This is a genomic window from Sphingobacterium sp. UBA7253 (assembly GCF_002472745.1).
Lineage (GTDB): Bacteria > Bacteroidota > Bacteroidia > Sphingobacteriales > Sphingobacteriaceae > Sphingobacterium > Sphingobacterium siyangense.
This window is the reverse complement of record NZ_DKSP01000131.1, coordinates 1-21,563: the sequence shown is the minus strand read 5'-3', so window position 1 is coordinate 21,563 and position 21,563 is coordinate 1. Positions and strand designations below refer to the sequence as shown.

General features: G+C 42.0%; 14 protein-coding genes. 6 read left to right on the top strand and 8 right to left on the bottom strand.

Annotation, left to right across the window (positions count from 1 at the left end; translation table 11 throughout):
• Nucleotides 1–10 precede the first annotated feature (10 nt).
• Both B2X72_RS13535 and B2X72_RS13530 read left to right on the top strand, forming a co-directional pair.
• Nucleotides 11–1,426: a RagB/SusD family nutrient uptake outer membrane protein gene (locus B2X72_RS13535; RefSeq protein WP_083295794.1), complete on the top strand. Its 1,416-nt coding sequence runs from the start codon at nucleotides 11–13 to the stop codon at nucleotides 1,424–1,426.
• A complete protein-coding gene (locus tag B2X72_RS13530; protein ID WP_083295793.1) occupies nucleotides 1,423–2,757 on the top strand; it encodes a TlpA family protein disulfide reductase in 1,335 nt (444 codons plus the stop codon). The genes B2X72_RS13535 and B2X72_RS13530 overlap by 4 nt, the downstream gene beginning before the upstream one ends.
• A gap of 54 nt (nucleotides 2,758–2,811) precedes the next feature.
• Here B2X72_RS13530 and B2X72_RS13525 read toward each other — a convergent pair whose 3' ends face one another.
• Nucleotides 2,812–3,120 carry a hypothetical protein gene (locus B2X72_RS13525; protein ID WP_070561847.1) on the bottom strand — a complete coding sequence of 103 codons (309 nt, stop codon included), beginning with the start codon at nucleotides 3,118–3,120 and terminating at the stop codon, nucleotides 2,812–2,814.
• A 614-nt stretch (nucleotides 3,121–3,734) separates the two neighbouring features.
• Here B2X72_RS13525 and B2X72_RS13520 point away from each other — a divergent pair.
• Both B2X72_RS13520 and B2X72_RS13515 read left to right on the top strand, forming a co-directional pair.
• Nucleotides 3,735–4,763 carry a sensor histidine kinase gene (locus B2X72_RS13520; RefSeq protein WP_286849921.1) on the top strand — a complete coding sequence of 343 codons (1,029 nt, stop codon included), beginning with the start codon at nucleotides 3,735–3,737 and terminating at the stop codon, nucleotides 4,761–4,763.
• Nucleotides 4,760–5,497, top strand: coding sequence for a LytR/AlgR family response regulator transcription factor (locus B2X72_RS13515; protein ID WP_070561841.1), 738 nt, complete (start codon nucleotides 4,760–4,762; stop codon nucleotides 5,495–5,497). Before B2X72_RS13520 ends, B2X72_RS13515 begins: the two co-directional genes overlap by 4 nt.
• Before the next feature lie 9 nt (nucleotides 5,498–5,506).
• Here the strand turns inward: B2X72_RS13515 and B2X72_RS13510 are convergent, their stop codons facing one another.
• A complete protein-coding gene (locus B2X72_RS13510) occupies nucleotides 5,507–8,239 on the bottom strand; it encodes a lantibiotic dehydratase (RefSeq protein WP_175441949.1) in 2,733 nt (910 codons plus the stop codon).
• 473 nt (nucleotides 8,240–8,712) lie between these two features.
• Here B2X72_RS13510 and B2X72_RS13505 point away from each other — a divergent pair, with 473 nt between their 5' ends.
• Both B2X72_RS13505 and B2X72_RS13500 read left to right on the top strand, forming a co-directional pair.
• Nucleotides 8,713–8,838 (top strand): hypothetical protein, encoded by a 126-nt coding sequence (locus B2X72_RS13505; protein ID WP_286849918.1) that lies wholly within the window; start codon nucleotides 8,713–8,715, stop codon nucleotides 8,836–8,838.
• A 182-nt stretch (nucleotides 8,839–9,020) separates the two neighbouring features.
• Nucleotides 9,021–9,536: a hypothetical protein gene (locus tag B2X72_RS13500; protein WP_070561835.1), complete on the top strand. Its 516-nt coding sequence runs from the start codon at nucleotides 9,021–9,023 to the stop codon at nucleotides 9,534–9,536.
• Between the two features lie 472 nt (nucleotides 9,537–10,008).
• Here B2X72_RS13500 and B2X72_RS13495 read toward each other — a convergent pair whose 3' ends face one another.
• The 6 genes from B2X72_RS13495 to B2X72_RS13470 all read right to left on the bottom strand — a co-directional run bounded on the left by B2X72_RS13495 (nucleotide 10,009) and on the right by B2X72_RS13470 (nucleotide 21,481).
• Nucleotides 10,009–12,663 (bottom strand): hypothetical protein, encoded by a 2,655-nt coding sequence (locus B2X72_RS13495; RefSeq protein WP_286849915.1) that lies wholly within the window; start codon nucleotides 12,661–12,663, stop codon nucleotides 10,009–10,011.
• Nucleotides 12,660–12,974 (bottom strand): hypothetical protein, encoded by a 315-nt coding sequence (locus B2X72_RS13490; RefSeq protein WP_286849914.1) that lies wholly within the window; start codon nucleotides 12,972–12,974, stop codon nucleotides 12,660–12,662. The genes B2X72_RS13495 and B2X72_RS13490 overlap by 4 nt, the downstream gene beginning before the upstream one ends.
• Nucleotides 12,975–13,084: 110 nt before the next feature.
• Entirely contained in the window at nucleotides 13,085–14,782 is a 1,698-nt protein-coding gene (gene ltrA, locus B2X72_RS13485) for a group II intron reverse transcriptase/maturase (RefSeq protein ID WP_070561831.1), read from the bottom strand.
• A gap of 589 nt (nucleotides 14,783–15,371) precedes the next feature.
• Entirely contained in the window at nucleotides 15,372–16,172 is an 801-nt protein-coding gene (locus B2X72_RS13480) for a hypothetical protein (protein ID WP_070561829.1), read from the bottom strand.
• Nucleotides 16,173–16,480: 308 nt separating this feature from the next.
• Nucleotides 16,481–17,140 carry a hypothetical protein gene (locus tag B2X72_RS13475; RefSeq protein ID WP_139144898.1) on the bottom strand — a complete coding sequence of 220 codons (660 nt, stop codon included), beginning with the start codon at nucleotides 17,138–17,140 and terminating at the stop codon, nucleotides 16,481–16,483.
• A gap of 3 nt (nucleotides 17,141–17,143) precedes the next feature.
• A complete protein-coding gene (locus tag B2X72_RS13470) occupies nucleotides 17,144–21,481 on the bottom strand; it encodes a DUF6443 domain-containing protein (RefSeq protein WP_286849911.1) in 4,338 nt (1,445 codons plus the stop codon).
• Nucleotides 21,482–21,563: the final 82 nt, after the last annotated feature.

Sequence of the window (21,563 nt, the reverse complement as noted above, 5' to 3'; positions counted from 1 at the left end):
ATTTTATTTAATGATAAGCAAGATTATGGAAACAGATAAAAACAAACTTAGAATAATTTGCATGGTACAGTTGCTTGCAATCATTTTTTTGGGGTCATGCAAATTCGAAGATAAATGGTTAGATGAAAAGGCAAGGCTCTCAGATGTGCGGCCAACAACATTGGAGGACTTTCAGGCAATACTAGATGACAATAGTTCGATTAATAATAAATTTCCTGGCATAGGGTTAACCGGCACAGATAATTATTTTATGACTGATCAGAATTTCAATGCCGCTGACCAGTACTTGAAAAATTCTTACCTCTGGTCTAAAGATATATTTGCAGGAAGTATGGCTGCTGATTGGAATACAGGTTATGCCCTTATTGAAAGTACAAACATCGTTTTAGACGGCTTAAAGAAGATAGATCGCAATGAAACAAATGCTGTTGACTATGATAGAGTTAAGGGATCGGCTCTGTTCTTAAGAGCGTTTATGTACTATGCGCTCAGTCAGATTTATTGTAAACCTTATTCGGCAGAGCATCTGAATTCATTAGGACTTGTCTTGAGGGAGACTTCCGATGTAAATAAAAAGCCTATTAGATCAACTTTAGGTAAAACCTATGAACGGATAATTGAGGATTTAAAAATTGCGGTTGATAAACTTCCAATCACTACTTCATATCAAACACGTCCCTCTCGGCCCACGGCTAATGCCTTATTAGCGAAAGTGTATTTGGCGATAGAAAATTATGAGCAGGCTTATAACTTTTCGAGTGCTTCTTTAAAACAATTTAATGTTTTACTGGACTTCAATAGCAACCTGGTTTCTCCGACATCTAGCTTCAGATTTCCAAACTATCCCAATAATCCTGAGATCATGTTCTATGCTTATCAAAATATTAATAGGACGGTATCTGCTCAATCTAACGCATTAGGCTATGTGGATACGGCTTTATATAAGATGTATGAGCCCACTGATTTTCGGAGAAGTTTGTTTTTCGCACCCAAGAATGGCTATTATCAATTCCGGGGTAACTATGCTGCGGTAAATAACAATTTTGCAGGAATAGCAACTAACGAGATATTATTGGTACATGCCGAGGCATGTGCGCGGCTCTCTAAAATTGCGGAAGCCAATAATGACTTGAATCATCTACTAATGAATAGGTACCTAAGGGGAAAGTATGTGGCAAAGAATATAAATGATCCGGATATTTTGTTGGAGACGGTTTTACAGGAAAGGAGAAAAGAACTTCCTTTTACAGGGCAGCTCCGATGGGAAGATTTAAGGCGGCTCAATAAAGATGCCCGTTTTGCAAAAACACTGGTACGTTACATTGATGGCGTTAAATATGAATTGACTCCCAATGACAACCGTTACACATTTCCCATACCAGACAATGAAATAAGATTAAGTGGAATAGAACAGAACGAGCGATGAAAATGATAAGTAATAAAATAATACAGGGACTTGTGCTACTTTTTATAATGGCAATAACCTGCAAGGCACAGCAGCAGCCTGCTCTCAAGGCACTTAGTATTGGCGATACGGTTCCGGATTTTTCCTTCCATAATTTAATAAATTACAAGGGAAAGCTTTCTTTGGGAATGCTTTCCGACAAACTGGTGATCATAGATTTTTGGACGACTGGCTGTCCTAGTTGTATTGAAGCAATACCTGAGCTAGAACAATTGCAAAAGGAATTTCCCGGTAAGCTACAGATTATCATGGTTAATCCCTGGGAAAAAAAAGATGCCATAGAAAAGAGGGTAAATGCCATGAAAATACTCAGACCTGGTATAGGTTTGACGACTCTGCCGAATGCTTATGGTGATACTATCTGGAGAGAAATTTTCCCGCATTCAGGTACTCCGCACCATATATGGATCTATAAAAATAAAGTCATTGCAAGTACTTCCAGTATAAATGCAACGAAGGAACACATTGCTAAGATACTAGCCGGGGAAAAAGTCATCCTATCGAAAAAGACAGATTTATTACTGGACGGTTTTGATATAAAAAAGAATAGCCTGATCAAAAAAGCTCACCCTTCTCTTAAGCCCATGTATTATTCTGCTTTTTTCAAAGGGAACTATGGCTTTGGCAGAGGTGTTAACACAGAAATCGATTCAACCGATGGGCTCATAATTAGAAGGTTTTATAACCAGCCTGTTCTTGATTTATACAAGAGTGCATTTGGAGTAAGGCCTTTTGAAAAGAATAGAATAAGAATCGAGGTTGCCGACAGCCTTTCATTGCAATGGCCAAGGGATAATAATGACGTTGACAGCTGGTTTGAAAATAATAGCTTTTGTTACGAAATAGCCCTTCCTCTGGATGCAAAAAATCTTTTACTAAAATATATGCAATCAGACTTAAACCGGTTTTTTTCTGCAACCAAAAATATTGAGGGTATTATGGAATCGAAGCAATTTCCATGTTGGATATTGAAAAAAGGAAAAGGAAAATTGAAGCAGCAGAGTGTTCTCGAAAATAAAATTATTGAGGTTGATTCCAGCACGGTAATGCTCAAGGGTTGGTCTCTTGCTGCGATTTATGGATTATTACGATCAAATATTGAAGGCAATTCCAATGACATAAAAATTGTGGATGAAACGGGCATCGATCCAAAAACTATTTTAACAATATCGTTGCCACGTGATAAGAAAAACTTTAATAAGCTAAAAGATGGTTTAGAAGCTACAGGAATAGCAATCGAGAAAGGAAATCGAAAAGTGGAAATATTGGCTATACGACCTCTAGAGCAATAAAAAAATAAATCGGCATTCTATCAGGAATGCCGATTTATTAGAAGTCATATTTTGCTACGGCCTTGTAGTCTCAACGGACTGAACAGCCGATTGGGGAATACGACCATTTGCATCCGCCATTTCATCCGAAAGAACTTCACAAGGCTTACTGCCGCTGTTAGGGCAATTCGGATTGCTGGTTGTTACATTGTAGAAGATCTGGCCGCCGATGATCTGTTGGCTGGTTACATAGTATGTATGCAGGTCATCCTGATCGGTTTTGTTTTCGGACTTAGCAGGTGTTTCTGCTTTTACATCGCGGGTTTCAGCAAAACCGGAAAGAGATAATACGCCAAGAGCGATTGCTAAAAATACTTTTTTCATAAAAGTTGATTTTTGTGAAAGGAAATTTGTGTTTGAAAAAGTAATAAGCGATTGTGGATCATTGCGAGTAGAACGGTTTGCCCTTCCACCTTTATTTTAAGGCTCCGGGCCGCCAGGTTAAAACATCAGAATTATTTTTAACGGTGAAAGTTGGCGATAGATCAGGGGCGTTTATAAAGAAACTGAGTGTTGGGTAATAAAAAATTACTGGCTTTTACCTGGGATATAAAACTTGACAATTGAATGGAAATTGAATATATGTTGTAGTTTTATTATTTGAACATGAGCCAGGTTTAACTGGCTCCGTTCCTATTCGCACATCCTGCTCAATGTAGGATTAGTAGTAGTAATTAATGTTGTCGTTGGCTCCCCACTCGCGCTTTTTGCAGAGGTTCCTTTAAAATTAAATACTGCTTTTGGCGTAATGGTTTTCAATGGTTTTTTCTTTGTTTTCATAATATTTTATCATTGTTTGTAATGTAAAAATACATACCTGAACAGCTAAAAAGAACGACTATATATGACATTTTATCATGTGACGGTAGACATGTATTTTCTAACCCCCAATAAGCCTTTTCTAGATGTATAAACTTTGCGGCCATTCTAAAAGAACTATGGTAAAAACGAATTATACTTTGCATATAAGCCTGATCTCGTTATTCATCATTTACGAAATAAGCATGATCGGGCTGCTATTTCCAAGTGTGAATTTGCTGCTACAATTGCCTTTCTATATTCCAGCAATTGGGCTTTTTTACTTTCATGCACTAGTGGTAATGGACAACTGGCACGCTACGCTGAAATCGCGGGTTATAGTTGTGGTTATGACCTTAGCCGAAATTTTAATATATGTCCCCATCATTCATATTATTTCTTCTATCGTTTACAAAGAACCTTTTAATAGCGAAATAATTTCAGGATTTGTAAGCACAATTAAAGCGATCTGGAAGAGCATCCTTATTATAGGAATTAGTTATGGGTACTGGATCGCCCGTAGAAATATATTTCATATTGAGGAAGTTAAAAGTCTTCAGCTGCAACAAGCAGTCAGTAAACAACGGCAGACTGAACTTGAAAATGCATATCTGCGGGCACAGATAAATCCCCATTTTTTTAAAAATACACTTAACTACGTCTTTGGATTAGTAGAAGGCATTTCTAAAGATGCCGGTGAGGCAATACTGCTATTAGCGGGCTTTGTGGAATATTCCTACGGAAATATTGAATCAGAAGAATTAGTCGATCTTGACGATGAAATTGATCAAATAGAGCGCTATTTACGGATTTTAAAGCTTAGGTATCGGGATACATACACTATGGAGTTTAAGAATACGCTTCCCCCCGGATTTAATTTCAAAGTCCCTCCTATGCTGTTACTGACATTTATTGAAAATATTTCCATGCATGGGTATATTAATAAAACAGATAAGCCTGCCTTGATTACTATTGGCGTTATAGACAGTTTTTTATGTTTTGAGACAAAGAACTTTATCAGGCATTCTCAACATTACCATGCTTCAAAAAATAAGGTCGGCTTGCACAACTGCCGTACACGGCTTTCAGCCTTTTATAAAGATAGATTTGAGATGAATGCAAGTGAGTACAAAGAATGTTTTGAATTAAAATTAAGGATACGCACATGATGATATATAAAGTTTTAATAGTGGAGGACGAACCTCCTTCTTCTGATTTATTGGTAAAGTTTATAGGTCGAATCTCGTGGCTCAAGGTTGTTGGCACCGAAGCAGACCCATTTATAGCTTCTGAAATACTTCAGAATTCGGAAAGGAAGATTGATATCGTACTGTTGGATATAGACCTGCCGGGAAAATTAGGTACGGAAATCGCAAAAGTGATTCCTGCTCATATATGCATCATATTTTCGTCTGCTTATGGGAATTATGCATTGGAGGCATTTAGTTTAAACGCTGTTGATTTTCTACAGAAACCATTCTCTTTTGAACGCTTCCTTGATGCAATGCAGAGAGCAAAAATATGGCTGTCTAGAGGAATTGACGCTTACAAAAGTTCTACTGCACAAAAATATAATGTCAAGCTAAGTGGAAAGGGTCAAAATGCATTTATAGTTGATGAGGAAATTATTTATTTGGAAACGCTCAAGGACAATCTGTATTTCCATTTAGAAAAAAACACGAGTTACAAAACAAATTATACAATAGAATACATAATGCAATCATTAAATACGAGTCTATTTCTCCAGGTTCACCGATCTTTCATCATTAATATAAAAAAAGTACGCGGATTAAGTAACGGCAATATTATTATGTCCAATGGTGCTGAAATCCCATTGGGCAATATGTACCGAAATTCTTTTCATGAGCGCTTTATAAAAGACGAGAACATCAAGGATCTTTAGAATTGAATATTAGGCTCTTCGTACAGCAGTAGCACTAGGTTGCCTTAATCGTTTTAATGTGTAATCATAAATTAGCATTTCGTGGGTGCGCTGGTCTGTAGAAAATAAGCGGTTAATATGCATGTGCATTAGATCTCTAAAAAGTGATAAGCCTTCTTCAATAGTGTGTAGCTTAAGCACCTGGATTAATGAATTCCGAAAAAGCCCCATCCTTTGAAGTTGTAAAGGAGGTAAACTAATTGATGACCCAAACTGGATGTGCTGTTTATAATTTTCGTTTATTTCTTTATGTTGCTTTAAACCAAGTCCATGTTCTTTTGATAGAGAGCGCGAAATCTTATTAAGTTGTCCATCGAACCGGTCATATTCAAAAAGATCTGAATCCCTCAAGTAAAGGATCGTCGAAATTATCAACTGATATAAGAGGTTATTGGGCAATTCCAAAAAGATAACAGCGATTGCAAACTGGCTGTCTATATAAAAATGTCTTTCTATGGCTGACATACTAACCATAGCATACCGTTCCAATTCACGTTTATAGGTTTTTATAGAAAAGTCCGGGATGATCCCACTCTCTATATAGTTTGCCAGTTTTGAAGAAAGGCTGCCTGTAATTTGCTGCGCGTCATTAGAACGGACCAAATGAAGGCGTAACCGTAAATGGTCATCAGGATGATTATACCGGATGAAAAACCACTCATGAATCTTGCCATGGAACTGCGTCAGGAAGGGATCAATGAACGAAGACAATATTTCATTCGCCCTTTGGGGGTGGCAATATATTTCGAAATAAAGCCACTTTCCTCCTGGCGGTATAACCCTCTGAACGGCTGCCATATCCTGCTGGAATGATCTGAAGGATACAGGACGGTAGCATTGGTGGCCATGCTGCAGTGTGATCATTATCTCACAGTTGTAATGATTATTTTTGCTGTCCAACAGCATGCTGTTCTTAGGTTTAAAAGCTTCTTCTATATATAGCTCTTTGCTTTTTCTTAGTAGATGCAGGAACATCAGCCTGTCGATCGGTGAATCGCGTTCAAAAAAAAGTGTTTGATCTCCGCTACCTGCACGGAAGAATTTTGGGATTTTCCTCTCCCTGAAGATAAAGGTCAATAAAGTTTCGTTCGTCAAATTGGTGCTACTTCCAGTGCCGTAACTAAACTTCCATTTCGCCCTTGAAATGATAAGATTCTTATATTGAATTCGTGGATAGAAATCTAAACCTGGAAATATCTCCATTAGATCGGGTTTTAAATTGTTGCGTAAACCCTGATGCTGCAGATCACATAAGAACCTGAATACCGAAAGGTCGGATCTGCTGTAGTTGTATGCGCTGCTCATTTTGGGAATCAGTCTTTTATTTAAGGTCCTTGATCGCAAAATAACTTCATTTGCGGATACTGAAACCAAAATATCATTTAAGCACAATGGCTCCTTGGAGGTGTCATAATCAAGGAAACTTACCTGATGATCATAAATAGATCGCCGCCTATTGATATTGTCAATATGGCCCTCTGATTGATATCCAATATCAAAAAAGAGAACTCCTGGATTTGCCGATTCTTCTTTTTCTTTTATATCCTGGCAGGCAGTATATATATCTTGGCTTGCCAAAGTAAAGCGGCCTGCCATAGCAGTTGCAGTTGCACCGCCCAGGGCCTCAATACAAAACATACCCCCTGCATCGCTTAAGAGGGTGGTAAATGTATTAGGTAGCAAGTTTGGGACACTGTTTATTCCCTGAACCGTTTCGAGATCAATAGAAGGCTTTGAGAAAGTTAAATTTGTTAAAAACTCTTTTTTAAATGGGTCGGGATTGATGTTCTCGTTATGATTGCTCTGTTTTTTTAGACTTTCGATCAGATCTTTTCCGCCTTCAGTATTTTCCAGATCACCATAGCTGACACCAACCTCAGGATCGAGTGCGATCATAATCGGAACTTCTCTTAATTCAAATTTTTTTGAGAAATCATTAATGAAGCGAGATAAGTTCTTGTTCTCCTTCAGCGGAAATATATTGTTTAGGATAGTGACTGCCCGCGGGAGGTGCTCAAAATGTTTTCTGCTAATGCATCTATTTGAGGTGATAATTTCTGAGAGAATGTATTGGCTTTTTTCGGAGGCTGCATCAAAATTAACTCTTTTAAAATAATCCTGGCCAATGACATTGGCCGCATATTCCGGTAACAGGAGTTGAATGCGAACCAGATGCTGAATGGTTTCTTCCAGTTCCTGCCCGTCATCAAAAAGTGGTAAAAAAGTACCAATTATGTCCTGATAACGTTGCTTGTTGGAACAGTAGGTTAAAATAGCGTATAAGGTTTTATCGAAAGGTATCTGACAAAGTTCAAAATCAGCAACCTCCCTGCGAATATACCTGAGGTCGGCGCCTAAACGGTAAAAAGTGTTATTGGAAATGATAATGGTATGATTTTCTAAATTAACAGGACCTTTTGACTCATTTATATCCCATTCTGTAAATGTATGAGGATGGAAATGGTCTAGAACGATCGAACCTTGGCAATCTTTACTCCCAAAAGAGGCAGTGCCGAATCCGGCAAACAAACCAAATGGCGTGGACCGAAATTTTGCACGGTTAAAATACTTCCAAACTGTATATTGAATATTAAGCTGCAGCGCCTCTAATTCAGAAGCTACCTCAACTTGTTTTATAAGATTATAAAATTCTGGAGAAGAATCCGCAATAGCTTCTTTGAGAATAAGCCAGGAATCTGCCATCGTTGCATTTAAACTTAACCTAGGTGCCCTGAAGATCAGATTGTTCGAGAGAGTTAATTTAGAGTCATTCATTTTCATATCGAAATATACCATTGTGATGACAATGCAAAAAATAATTCCGTAGAAAGTCAGATTCTCCACCCCAAAAGGCGTTTTGTAAGGGTGAGAATTGATACGCGAGTTAATTTTAATATGTAATTTTACAGGACTAACCTCATAATTGCCATATAATAAGATCAATAGATTTTTCGAATCATAACTTTCAAAATCCTAAAATCCTTTTAAATGTCACAATTAATCAGCGTTTATATAGTTGACGATATGGGCTTCAATGTCAACCATGTTAAGAAGGAGATCCTGGCCTTAGAATTCAAGGTCTCGGGAACGGCTACCGATCCCAATGTAGCAATGAAAGAGATTCTTGACAGTGAAAGCCGGCCGGACATTTTAATTACGGACATAATTTGCCTCAGATGAACGGAATAATACTTGCCCGAAAACTAAAGGCTGAATTGGATATTGAAGTCATATATATGTCAGGTGATAACAGATCGACCATCGGAAAAATGATCGAAGGCGAGTTTGAATTTATACAATAACCCTGCTATGAAGAAAATTTGCAGGAAGTAATGGGGCCTGTCGTTGCGCGTATTTTATCAAAACGGGGAGCTGCCTTACAAAATACAGATATTTTTTTTTAATACGTTACCTGTTGCTTTGGCGTCCTGAGGACGTAATCTTCTAATAATTCAATTGTCGTCCGGGCTCAATTTTAAATCGAATGAAAATCAGATCTCTTCTAATAAAACGTGCTGCCAATCTAAAGGAATATCCAACATTTCTTGTTCGGCTGATTATCGCAATTCTGGCCGGTTTCTTAGTGATGGACTTTGATTATATAAATACCGGTAAAAATATAGCAGAGAATAATTATTGGGGAATTAAAGGGATTATCTGTATTTGTACACTTATTCTATTGGAGTACATTTATCGTACACATCTCTGGTGGTCCCAAAAATTCCGATTTTCCGCAAACAGACTGAGAAAGCTCATCTTTGCACAGATCATTTTTGGTTTAACACTACCCCTATTGTTCATAATTGAACTGCTTCATGCAGTTGGCATAACCTTCTTGCTATCCGGACCGGCAGGGATTGTTTTAGGGGATCGTTCTATAGCAATGGTATATGAACTGTCGTTTCTTTTTAATATGGCTCTGCTCCTATTTTATATGGATATATTGGTATTTTTAAAAGAATCATCGGGTAAAACTGCTAAAGATATTGCTGTTTTTTAACATGGACAGCTGGTAAGAATTGATATTGATGAAATCATTGCAATTATTGCACATAAATCGAAGATAAATTTTATCGTTACCAAATACGCGGCCACCTATCCTTTATTAAATGCAGCGTCATTAGATAACATTTTTAAAACATTGCCGGAAGGAAGGTTTAGATTGAAAGAGAAAGGAATTTTCAAAATCGAACTCGGTAAAGATAAAGAGAACTATGTCTTGCAATATATCGAAGAGCAGGGTGACTATTTTTTGTGTCATTTGAGAGACATTTAAGCATATGCATAAATCTGAATTCTTTTTAAGCTCTTTATTTTAAGGATGGAATGAGTTGCCCTCAATGAATCCTTAGATAGGATTAGAGGAAATTTTTCAGTTAGTGTCCTATGTTCTCATTACGAACTAGAACATGAATAAAATGGGTGTTGTTGTTTTAGCGGGTAAGTTAAAGGAAGGATCGAAAGTCAGAGAGCTAAAATTTGAACGACAGATACCATACCGGCTGTGCGGAAAAGCCCTGCTGCGGCCAGGCCAGGTCGAAACGGATAGGGTAACCCACCAGTATGGTGCGGGCGCTGCAACCAAAAGACTGCAAATGGGTAGGTGCTGCGGGCAAGTGGTCCTGTTTCCTTGCGGTGGCTGCAAAGTCGGTGAAGAGCCCGAGCTGCAGGTTGTTCAATGCGGAGAACCCGGTACGCAAGGGTATCAGCCGGCTGAATAAAGGGATATACAGGTCGGCATTGAACAGTACATAACTACCGCCATAGAGGCTGTTCTGCCGGTATCCGCGAAAAGGCGTTACCAGGGTCTGGAATGCGTAAGGCGCCTCCTGTTTAAAACGCACCGTAGTATCCGTTCTCGGCACAATGTTATTATCTACCCCGCCAAAGTTATAGAGCACCTGGCTTTGTCCGCCGCTATGACCCACATTGCCCCGCAGTACAAAATTAATATCACGGTACAGGGGCTGGTGATAGCTGAAACGCAGTGCTGTAGCATACAACAGGGTGGCCTGTTTACCCGTCGATACCATCACATCGGTCAGCAGCCGGGCATCCCAGCCTTTATACAGGAAGGGACTCAGGGCGTGGAGCTTGTTTGCAGATACGGTAAACGTATTGATGCTCCACCATTGTTGCAGCGCCTCGAAGTTAAGACTATAACGGTCGGAGGCCAGGAATACCGTACGGTCGCGGCGCGCAGCCGCGGTAAAACCTATAGACCAGTCGTAATGCAGGGGGTATTGTACACCCAGTTCATAATAGTGGGTCTTTACTTTGGCCATCTGCGGATAAGGCCTTCCCTGTTCGTCCTTCCAGTCGCGTTGTGCATCGGGTTGCAGGCTTTCTACTTTCCTAAAAAACAGGACATGCCAGTCGAGGCGTTTCGCAGTATTTTCATAACGGAAGAAAAAGTCGCTGCCTTCGGTGCCCGCAGGCATACGATAACCGATATTGAAATGGTGATTCTCGAACAGGTCGCTAAAACCGCCGTTGACCATAGCGCCTACCTCCGGGAATTTAAAAGAGCCCAGGTAGCCCTGGTAAGGCTGCATCCGGTTGATGTAATAATCGTTGTTGATGCGTGCCGAGAAATAAGCGCTGTACAATTGCAGGACATAAGGCCTTACTTTGGCCGGTGTATAGGCCAGGGCCCGCAACAGGCTGTCCCGTTGGCGGCTGGCAGCGCCTTTGCTATCCTTACCTTTCAGCACGCCACCCAGGAAAGAAGATTCCTCGTCTTTTTTCCATTGCCGCTCCAGGGCCGCCAGGCTATCCTGTCGCCGCTTATCTGCGAGGTAGTCGCGCAACCAGGGACGGATACGATTACCAGGCACTGCGGCCGGATATTGACCCGGGCTTAAAGTATCGTCTTGCAAACTACCGGTCGTGCTTTGTTGTAAACGGATCGTGTTACCGGCCAACCCTTGGGGATCGTGAAACGAAACATAAGCTGTATCCCGCCACAGGAGCCGGTCGGCCTGTTTGGCACTACCTTTTATACCCGTTATGGTTTTACTGTAAATACCATAGGGCTTGGTTATGCTGTCTGCATGATACAGGCTATCGGAAGGATAACCCGAACGGTAAAGCAATTGGGTACGACCTGCGTCCCATGCGGGTTCCGTATTATCTTCCGGGTCCTCGGTAAGCGGGCTGAACCGAAGACTGGCGGCGTTATACACGACAATATCGCTTTTAGCCTTACGGTACGCGGCCATCAGCCACTGATCGCGGCTCCAGCCCAGTATCGCGCTTACGCCATCTACCCCATACAGCTTATGCCGGTCGATCAAGGCGCCACCGGCGCCATAACGTTTTACCTGTACCCAGCCCTGTTCCGGCTGTACCGCATACCATTGTTTATCCGCTTCGGACCAATGCAGCAATGGATAAGGATCGGCCTCGTGATCCTCCATCCAGGGCGGCAACAGGTAGCGCTGTACAGATTTGCTTTGCTGTAGCTGTTGTAATTCTGTGATGCTCGTAATATAGAGCCGGCGTTTGTGCTCCTTTTCGGTTACATAAGCCACCTGCTTGCCATCGGCGCTGTATAGCAGTCTTTGCAGCTTACTGCCTTTATGCGCCTGCAACAGCTGGTCGCGGAGCGTATCTGTTGCGGATAGCGTTGTATCCATACGTTCCCGGTAAAAACGAAGACATTGTTGGGTTAGGGTATCGAGCGGACGCTTGGCCACCAGGCGTACGGCGCGGCTCAGCGATTTACCTTTGCGCAACTGGAACACCAGTTGCCGGGCAGCATCGGGCCGGTACCTGCGCGACAGGAAATAACAAAAAGCTTGCCCTGCCTGTTCCGGATGCGCCGCGCTTAGTTGTTCCCAGTCCTGCCGGCCGCCCTGCAGCGATAACCAGTTATCTTCATCAACCAGGCGCCAGCCCCGGGCGAAATAGACGATAGCCCCTTCGCGGAACCAGGCCGGCATTAGTTGCCGTCTCGACAGAGCCTGCTCTTCCAGGTCATTCTGAAATTGTTCTTCCCAGCATAACCGCGCCCATGCGCCGGCCAGCTGGGTACGGAAGTGCTCATACGAGCCATCGAAGGCCAGCGTAACGCGACTGCCTTTCAGGTATATAGTCGGGAACGGCAAATGCCCTTCACCCTTCAAGCCGATATTGGAAGTATATAACTGGTCGATGGCCGGGTACAGGATAATATTGGGTGTAGTTTTACCGGGACACCCATTTCCTTTTTTACCTTTTCGGCAATCAGCGGCAATTGTACCGAAGTAAAGCTGGCCAGGCTATCATAACCCTGCGGGTAGTAAACCCGGAAGGCGCCTACCGGCAATACCTTCCATTTATAGCGTTTATACTGGAAACGGTTGTACGCCACACCCGGAGCCTGGGCGTATGTTTTGTAAAGACAAAACAGAGCCACAAGCAGTAGCACAAAAAGTACTTTAAGGCTGTTCTTCAAATGATGATAATTTAACGTCGGGTAGGTCAGGGATATTACTATCCCTTTCCCCCCTCAGAACCGTACGTGCGACTTTCACCGCATACGGCTCAAGCAAATCATAAAGCTTCTCATTTTAGTAATTCCCTCATGTCTTTGGTCGCGTCTGGCAAGTTGGTAAAATGCACCTTCTGATGACAGAATAAATGCAGCATTCGTCTATTTTTTAGTAGATTTCTCTCAATGTTCTTTTTGTCAGCTATTATGTGATGATCGTGAAGTTCTTCACCATTGAACAGGGATTCATGACATACGGGGCATTTGTACTTCTGGTAGAAGGCAATTATCTGCTTCTCTTTGGTTAGATTGCGTCCTTTCCTGGCTTCTCGATCTTCCCAGTAGGTTTTCAAGGCAGGGTCATCTTTAGATGATCTGCTTTTTACCTGTACGTGACGCTTTATCTTAACCCACGAGAATTTATATAGAAAAGTATTCTTATCACCGAATACCCACTTATCATTGCATGCCTTATTCCATCGTCCCCAGTACTTTTTTGTAATATATTTCCATGATTTGTTATTGTGAGTGCTTTTAGCCCATCGCACAGCCTTGTTGAACATATGTGTATCAAGGTAGCTGAATGTCTTTGAAGCATTTGCCATACGATAATAGTTTGCCCAGCCCCGAATAATAGGATTAAGCTTTACCGTTATTGCTATTGGTCTTGCCCCTCGGAGATGTTTCCAAAGAATACGTAGGTTATCTTTTAAAGTTAGGACGGATTTTTTGCTTGGCTTGATCAACAGTTTAACCCCTTTGCGTGCAGAGGCTTGTGTATACTGACGAATATTAAATCCCAGAAAGTCGAATCCTTCCGTAATATGTACTACACGTGTCTTTTCTTCTGATAAGGATAGTCCACGATTTGATAGCCATATCTTTAAGTCTTCAATAACTTGTAGGGTATCTTCTTCACTTTCACAAAAGACAACAAAATCGTCTGCGTACCTCACCAATGCCCGGTTTCCGGCGTTGGTCTTTTTACATCCCCATCGCACGATCTTCAACATCTCTTCCATGCCATGAAGGGCAATGTTTGCTAAGAGTGGACTTATGATACCACCCTGTGGTGTGCCAGAGTTCGTTTCATAAAACACATTTTTGTCAACATATCCCGCTTTCAACCATTGTTTGATTAATCCTTTCGCAGGAAAGTTCCCGATGGCTTTCAGTAGGAACTCGTGACTTATATTGTCAAACGCGCCCTTAATATCGGCATCCACAATCCACCGTCTTCTGCTTCCTGCATGTGCCAGCGAGTAGATCGCCATAATTGCATCGTGGCAACTTCTGCCGGGTCTAAATCCATAGCTGGAGCCTTCAAAGCAGGCTTCCCATTGGGGTTCTAATGCGTTCTTAACGCGTGCCTGATGAGTTCTGTCCAGTATAGTAGGAATGCCCAGCGGTTGTTGCTTGCCATTCGGTTTCGGTATATATACACGGCGGGCAGGACAGCTACGCCAAGGTTGGTAAGAATGAATTGCTTCTATTAATTCCTCCCTGGCTTTGGGTGTTTTGATAACAACTTTATCCATACCTGGTGTGTGTTTACCGGCGTTTACCTGCGTAACTTTCCTTACACATATTAATGTATTGGAATAACTACGCAACATGAGTTTTTGTAGCTGGCGTACTTTGTTAATATCGCCAGCTTGAGTTGCCTTGAATATCCTTTGTCTCAAATTTCTAACAGAACGGTTTGCCCGCTTCCAATTAATGGAATGCCAGTCCGTTTGTCCCATTGTTCTGTTTGCAGTCGTTATCTGCATCTAACTTTCCTTTGGTTAAGAAATTTTTACGCTTTCAATTCAAGAGATTCACCAGTTCTGCGTCAGCACCTTTTCAGGTTGGGTATCCCTATTTTCGTAGCCCTATCTGTCCGGTTATTTGTTCCCGTTGCCTTTCAGCTGACAGCTTTCGCTTTTCAGAACCTCCTACGCCCGCTGAAGAATTAGGTATTCCTTACGGTTTACTTACTCTTTCGAGACTTCATCGGGGTTACCACGTTCCGCATTGATAAGATGCGACCGGGGGGGATGTTCCCTATACTCCGGGGTCTTGGGTGTCCTAACAATCTCCGATGGAGAAGAGATCGTCTTTAAAATGCTCGCTGGAATGAACATTTTCCTGACCCATCCACTGTTGTATACCACCTTCCAGTGTTGGCAATTACGGAGCCTTTGGAAATTCACTTGCGTTCACCCGTCCGATCTTTCCCTTGCCCGGTCACTCCTGATGGCTGGAGCTTCCTTGGGCTTTCATCCCAGCTTTCGCAAAAGATCATTACTGGTCTCCCACGTGGGAAGTGAGAACCGGTTTTGGACACTAACCGGGAATGGCTTACAGGCCATTCACTTATTAAAAGCGACTTCGTGTCGCACGCCAGCGTTTACCAAAGGAAAGACCAACAAAGAAACAGGCCTGATAGGCATAAGCTTTGCGCTCGGCCATCATTTCAATTTTGCTGGTGTAGAACGCAGCGTTGCCGCCCATGGTAATGGTTTTCACAAACGATTCCGGCCTGCCGGGTTCAAGAGCTATTGCGAGTTCTGCAAACAGGCCGGGAATAAGCCGGGTTTCCCCCAAGCCTTTGCTCCATTTGTCGCTGCCTAGAATATATGCGGGATTCAGAAATTTGTCTGCGTTCTCGTTGTTAAAGTGTTCGCTTTGGGAATAGGCAAGTTCTTCGGGATTATAGGAAACATACAAAAGGTTCAGGTAATAAGGCTTAAGTAGCGCCAGCGCCGGACCTACTACATAACGCAAGCTTAGCGATAGGTTGCCGTCGATCAGGGCGGGGAATAGAATCTGCTCCCGGCCATATGCCAGTTGCAGAGTATAGGCATTATAGATCTTACCGAGGCTATAGGACGTATTCTTTGCCAGGTAATTATAGGTCGTTGCCCTGCGCTGTTGCTTTACTTCCTTTTCGTGTTGCAGTCCTGAAAAGTAAAGTTGCCAGATCACTTTTTTACCGGGGCTTTCGTTGCGGAGATAACTCAGGCCGCCGCTCCAGCCATTGGTGTTTAGCCTCAGGTTCAGTGCAAGAGTATGCCGATAATAGCTATCCAAACCCGATTCTGAAATATGCTTTTTCCACTCTCTTACTATGCTAACCTTCCTCGATCCCTTTTCTTTTCCTTGGTATAATTTTTCCATTATGTTTTGCCAATCAGAGTGTTGGGACCTTGATACATACGGTAATTGAAGGCAAAGCAATAGCAACAGGGTGTTTTTACACCACTGAACATGTCGTTCCATTACCAAAAGAGCATTTAGTTAATTACGAAATGACTTAAACATGAGAAGATTGGAACAAAAGCGTGACATTGATTAGCACGCTTTTGTTCATATAAATATTGGAAGAAAAAAATGCTAATATTGAGGTCGACCAACGACGTTTTCAATTTCCCAAGTCAAACCTGTTTGAACTACTCTTCTAGGAACTATTTATGATCTATATCAAATTATTCTAGGATAAACCCCTTTAATTCGTAAACAGTCCATGCCGTGTGAAGTTGCTTACCTTCGTTTTTCAAAACAATAATCCAATTTGAAGTATATCCTTTCGCTAACCCTTCCTGGAAAATTGCATACAATACAGCCCAATTTTTATCCTTTGAAATTAATATGTTTGAAAAAGCAATTTTTTGCTTCGGTAGTATCTGTTCGATTCCATTGACTACTCCAACCTCTCTTTTAGAAAAATCGAAATTCTGATTATCTACTTCCGATAATAATTCATAAGAAAAGTTCTTATTATTTTCAATACATGATTTAAAGCTGTCATTTTTCAGTGCAATAAATTTTCTATTCTTTATTGATTTAAGATTCGTGTAATTTATAACTTTCTTCAATACTTCAGAATCTGGAATTTCTAAGGTTTTTTTTTCTATAAAAATTTTAGCTGGAAAAATTTTGATTTTCGTTTTCTTTGGCTCAACAGTATCGCTAAAGGGACTAATAGGGACTGAAGTTGAACTATCTGCGTTTACTCTTACCGTATTATTTCTTAGAGACAAAGTATCAATTATACTTTTGAATAGTTGACAGTTAGACTGAGCATAGCTCTCTCCTGATATTAAAAAAAATAATGCCAAAAGCTTCATTAAGGTTGAGGTTTTCATAATCTATTGTGTGTTTAGTAGAGTTTGCCTAATATTATCTCCTCGCACATTCTCAGGTAATTCTGATGGAGGTGTAGGTAAATTTTCTGTTGAAGTAGTTTCAGAATACTTGGCATTTGGCAAAATAACATTTTGTCCATAATTGTATCTCACTTCAACCCCAAATCCTACAACTTCAATATCGGTACCCCTATGTCCTGTAAGTGATGTTTTATAACCTTGTTTACCTGTTTTTTTATTCTTTCCGCCAATTCTGTCTGAATCATAATTTCGTTCTGTTTTATTTCCTATTTTTCTTTCTTGAAATTTTGTAATGTATTGGCCTGTGTTATTTCCATCATTTGTCACTTTATCGCCATGATGACCATATTCGTGTAATAGTGTTAATCCTATTCCAAGCAATTGTTGATTATATGCCTCGCGATTTGCAGGATCAATATTTTGAAGGTATTGTATATCTTTTGGTGATATCACAAACCTATCTGAACTTGCCGCACCGCCGTCTCCAGTTAGTGAGAATTCGACAATTGGTCCTTCCCCAGGTCTCAAGTCATTGATTATCTTTTCAGCAGTAAATCCTGTTGTATTTACAATCGCTTCTAACGCTAGGGGGTTATTGTTTAGCAAATTACCAACATTATTGACAATTGTTCTAAATGTTTCTATCTGCGATCTACTCACGCCCATTGTTCTTAACTCCTCAGCATTATATTGTAGTTTTAAATTTCCTCCCAGGTCAATATTTCGTACCGGATTATTACCGGCATAAACAAAAGGTGATTCATAAGCAAATTTTTCCGCCATAGGATCGGGAGCATGCCACACTCCTAATTGCGGATCGTACATCCTGGCGCCATAATCATACATTTCTAACCCGTAGGTTTTCTCGAGTTCTTTACCATTATACTTATATGGCTGTCCCGGTAAATTACTCTGCCCGGTGCTCATCGTATTCAGGGTTAAGCCGTGCGGGTAATAATGGTTTTCTTCCAGCACCTTGCTGTTATAATGCTCGATATGAATATTATCGAACCATACATCTTTACCGATGGTCTGGTTGTCTACATAGATCACCACCCAACCAGAGGTTCCCGGCCCTGCAGGTGTACAATTACAAATATTACCCGGATCTACCACCTGCCAACCACCGCCATTGTTTACAGGCACCTGGAACTTACCGCTAAGCCCCGGTACAAGCTGCATATTGTCATCAAAGAACATATAATTTAAGTGTGCCTTCGGCGCCTCTGGGTTTTGGTTGATTACAGGTACCTGGTCCATGACCGTTGCCAGCTCGGGATTGGATAAGATCCTTTTTACTGTAGCCAGGTTTTCCGGCAATTCGGATACCGGTATGCCGGTATAGGTACTGCCGCCCATTAATGCCCCCATTAGGGAGGCTACAAGGTCGGCGCCGGATACGGTTGGATTGTCTTTTACGATGCCTTCATAATAAGACTCTGCATTGATCGTGAACTTATCTCCCGGCATTACTTTGAGCATAATAGCCGTGCCTATACGCATATTCGGATCTTCAGCCACTAAGTGGGCCGCTTTTACATCTTCAGGGTTTGTACTTACTGGTTTACCATCCCGCACACTGGGTATATTATCGAACACCAATTGCTCCGAATTGGCAGTAGCAATTTCGTGCCTGGCCATATAGTCCCTGCTGATCGGCGCCGCAGTAACGGTACTACGCACGTTGCCCAGATGATCTTTTACAAAGTAATCGTACACAAACCGCGTTTGATTATTACTGGTATCATTGGCTATAGGCCTGGCCCGGCCTTCTTCATTAACGATATATTGTAACACATTATCCTTGTACACAAACTCACCAAAATAATCATAGGTGGCATTGCTATTACCGGATATCACTTTTCTTAAAAGGCTGCCCGACGCATCGTAAAAATAATTAATTTTTCCTTGCCCGGTTACATTTATTTGAACCGGTTTATTGAGGTGATTATATTTTATGTCCGAGATATTTTTGTTGAGATCCTTAATCATATTCCCATTGGGGTCATAGAAATACTCGGTAGCTACATTGGCGCCGTCTTTAAAGTCCGGCAAACTGGAAGCAACGCCATCGTCCTGGACCTTTATAAGCCTATTGGAGGCAGGTGCGTAAGCGTAGGTCAACTTATCCATATTTACGATAGCATTGGTGGTAGGATCCCAGCCTTTTTGAATCATCGCATTAAGATTGCCATTGAGGTCATACTTGATATTGGATACGGTATAATCCTTTACTACATTCTTCCACATATTTGCTGACTTAAGCCTGAATTCTGCATGCGTAAGCCGGTTGATTAAATCGTAACTATATCCATAAGCTCGTTTCTCGCCATCCGATCCGTTCCAGATGATACCTGTTATATTGCCATTATACAATTTGCTGGCGAAGCCGGTATCGTAGTAGAGTTTTTCTTCGAAGATCGGTTTGAAAGGATAGCTGGTCCGGTCTTCGGCATTGATATGGTTCAGAAATCCGCGCATATTGTACTCGTTAAGCACCACGCCGATATTCATGCTCTTGGTGGTATTGCGCCCTAAATGGTCGTAGTTAAAATCGACAAGGTTATAGAGCGCCCCCCCGTTTATACTTTGTGTAATCTTTTTAACCGCGTCGTTACCACCGGCAAGCCCGATATTGCGTTCATAGGTTTTTGCAACATCAAATACGGTAATCGCTCCGTCATTTGCGCCCGGTATGGGTTCTGCATTAGCATTCTCGTGATGCCTGATGGTGCGCCATAACATGCCCTGGAAATAATAAATATTGGAAGTGATCTCCCGGCCACCATTCAGGTTTTCTTTTATGGTTTGGATCATCCGGCCATTATCGTCATAAAAATTAACGGTATTGAGCCAGGCGGTTACCTGGTTGGTTTCAGGATCAAGAACGGCAATTTTGCTGCCTGTTACTAAATCACGCGTCATGGTCGAAGCTACCTGGGCTACCGGAACCAGCTCCGGCCTGGATGCCGGTGGCAGCTGGCCATTAAAGCGGTTATACTGATAACCAATGCCCGATGCATTCTGGTAGTTATCGTAATAAGTATACGACAGTATCGTAGCCCCGTTTATTTGTGTTGGGTAATTGTTGTACAGGTTGTAGTCCTTGATATATCCCCACATGTCCGGAGCCGGGTATTGAACGGCCGGATCGTCCACCAGGCCCTGCAACACATCGCGCGGTGAGGTGAATGCCCCTAAGCCGCCTACAACCGGGCGGTTCCTCGTATCGTAAATGGTAAATGCCCATTGCCCATTTTGACGCTGGTTACCGTCCCGGCTAAAGATCAGGCGGTCCCTGTCGTCGTACACATATTCCTCCAGGGCTTTACCCGGGATCTTCTTTTCTACTGCACGTCCTTTTTTGTCATAGAAATAGCTGAAGAGCAGATCAGGCACGGCGCTAGCATTCCAGTTGCCGGCAGTATTCATGAGATCTACAGCCTTAGGCGGGATCACGAAACGCAGCCGGCCGGCCTTGTCGTATACATAATAAGTGTTGGCAAAGCCGGTATGACCAGCGCCAGGGCTCGAAGTCATCAGGCTCCTGGTCAGTACCACTCTACCGAATTTATCGGTATAGGTTCTTTGTTTTTTTCCGTCTTCGTCGGTACTTTCCGTAACGTCCAGCTGGTCCGTGGCGAAATAGTAATCGCTTTTAGGAAAATCCGTATTGGCATCACCGATCGTCCAGATGCGGACTTCTTCGATCGCATTATTGGTACGATAGTAGTTCGTTTTGCCGCGATTATTACCAACCCAGGCAATCCCCGGCGCCATAGTCTTCATCATGCGTCCCAGGGGGGAATCGTCATCGATATTTACGCTATAAGGCGGTTCGTCGGGTGCTGCCTGGTCGTAAAAGGCCCGAAGCTTATCGTTTGCATCCAGCTTGATCTTGCCGTTTTGCGTGGGGACCATGGAAGCCGGAACAGCGAAGGGCAGGTAATCGAACTTTGTTTTTCCCAGTGCATCATAGACATTGTGCTTAACGATGTCGTAGCCATCCTGGTGGGCACGCATATTAACACTTTGCAAAGGTCTTCCCAGGCCATCAAAATAGTCTGTTACCTGGCGGAAGCGGGTATTATTGATAACCGAAGGCCATGCTTGTATGGGCTGATCGGGTACCTGCGTTTGTATGTAATTGAATTTAGTCTGACCTGTAATATTTTCCAGGCCTAAATACAAAAATGAAGGGTTTGGCTGGACCGGCTCCACGATAGGAATATTGGATGCCGGTGCAACAGGCTGCGCTTGCAGGGAGCCTGCGAGATACAGCAGGGCTACGGTAAATTTATATTGGAGCGAAATACGCATGAGATAAGTATTTTAATATGGCAGACGCCGTTTATTAATGATGCAGAACAGGATTATTGTGCCGCTTGCATTTGATAGGTAT

What these genes read in the sequence shown, in the direction of transcription:
- B2X72_RS13535 (WP_083295794.1), top strand. Translation starts at nt 11, where the DNA reads ATGATAAGCAAGATTATGGAAACAGATAAAAACAAACTTAGAATAATT.
- B2X72_RS13530 (WP_083295793.1), top strand. Translation starts at nt 1,423, where the DNA reads ATGAAAATGATAAGTAATAAAATAATACAGGGACTTGTGCTACTTTTT.
- B2X72_RS13525 (WP_070561847.1), bottom strand. Translation starts at nt 3,120, where the DNA reads ATGAAAAAAGTATTTTTAGCAATCGCTCTTGGCGTATTATCTCTTTCC.
- B2X72_RS13520 (WP_286849921.1), top strand. Translation starts at nt 3,735, where the DNA reads ATGGTAAAAACGAATTATACTTTGCATATAAGCCTGATCTCGTTATTC.
- B2X72_RS13515 (WP_070561841.1), top strand. Translation starts at nt 4,760, where the DNA reads ATGATGATATATAAAGTTTTAATAGTGGAGGACGAACCTCCTTCTTCT.
- B2X72_RS13510 (WP_175441949.1), bottom strand. Translation starts at nt 8,239, where the DNA reads ATGGCAGATTCCTGGCTTATTCTCAAAGAAGCTATTGCGGATTCTTCT.
- B2X72_RS13505 (WP_286849918.1), top strand. Translation starts at nt 8,713, where the DNA reads ATGAACGGAATAATACTTGCCCGAAAACTAAAGGCTGAATTGGATATT.
- B2X72_RS13500 (WP_070561835.1), top strand. Translation starts at nt 9,021, where the DNA reads ATGAAAATCAGATCTCTTCTAATAAAACGTGCTGCCAATCTAAAGGAA.
- ltrA (WP_070561831.1), bottom strand. Translation starts at nt 14,782, where the DNA reads ATGCAGATAACGACTGCAAACAGAACAATGGGACAAACGGACTGGCAT.
- B2X72_RS13480 (WP_070561829.1), bottom strand. Translation starts at nt 16,172, where the DNA reads ATGGAAAAATTATACCAAGGAAAAGAAAAGGGATCGAGGAAGGTTAGC.
- B2X72_RS13475 (WP_139144898.1), bottom strand. Translation starts at nt 17,140, where the DNA reads ATGAAAACCTCAACCTTAATGAAGCTTTTGGCATTATTTTTTTTAATA.
- B2X72_RS13470 (WP_286849911.1), bottom strand. Translation starts at nt 21,481, where the DNA reads ATGCGTATTTCGCTCCAATATAAATTTACCGTAGCCCTGCTGTATCTC.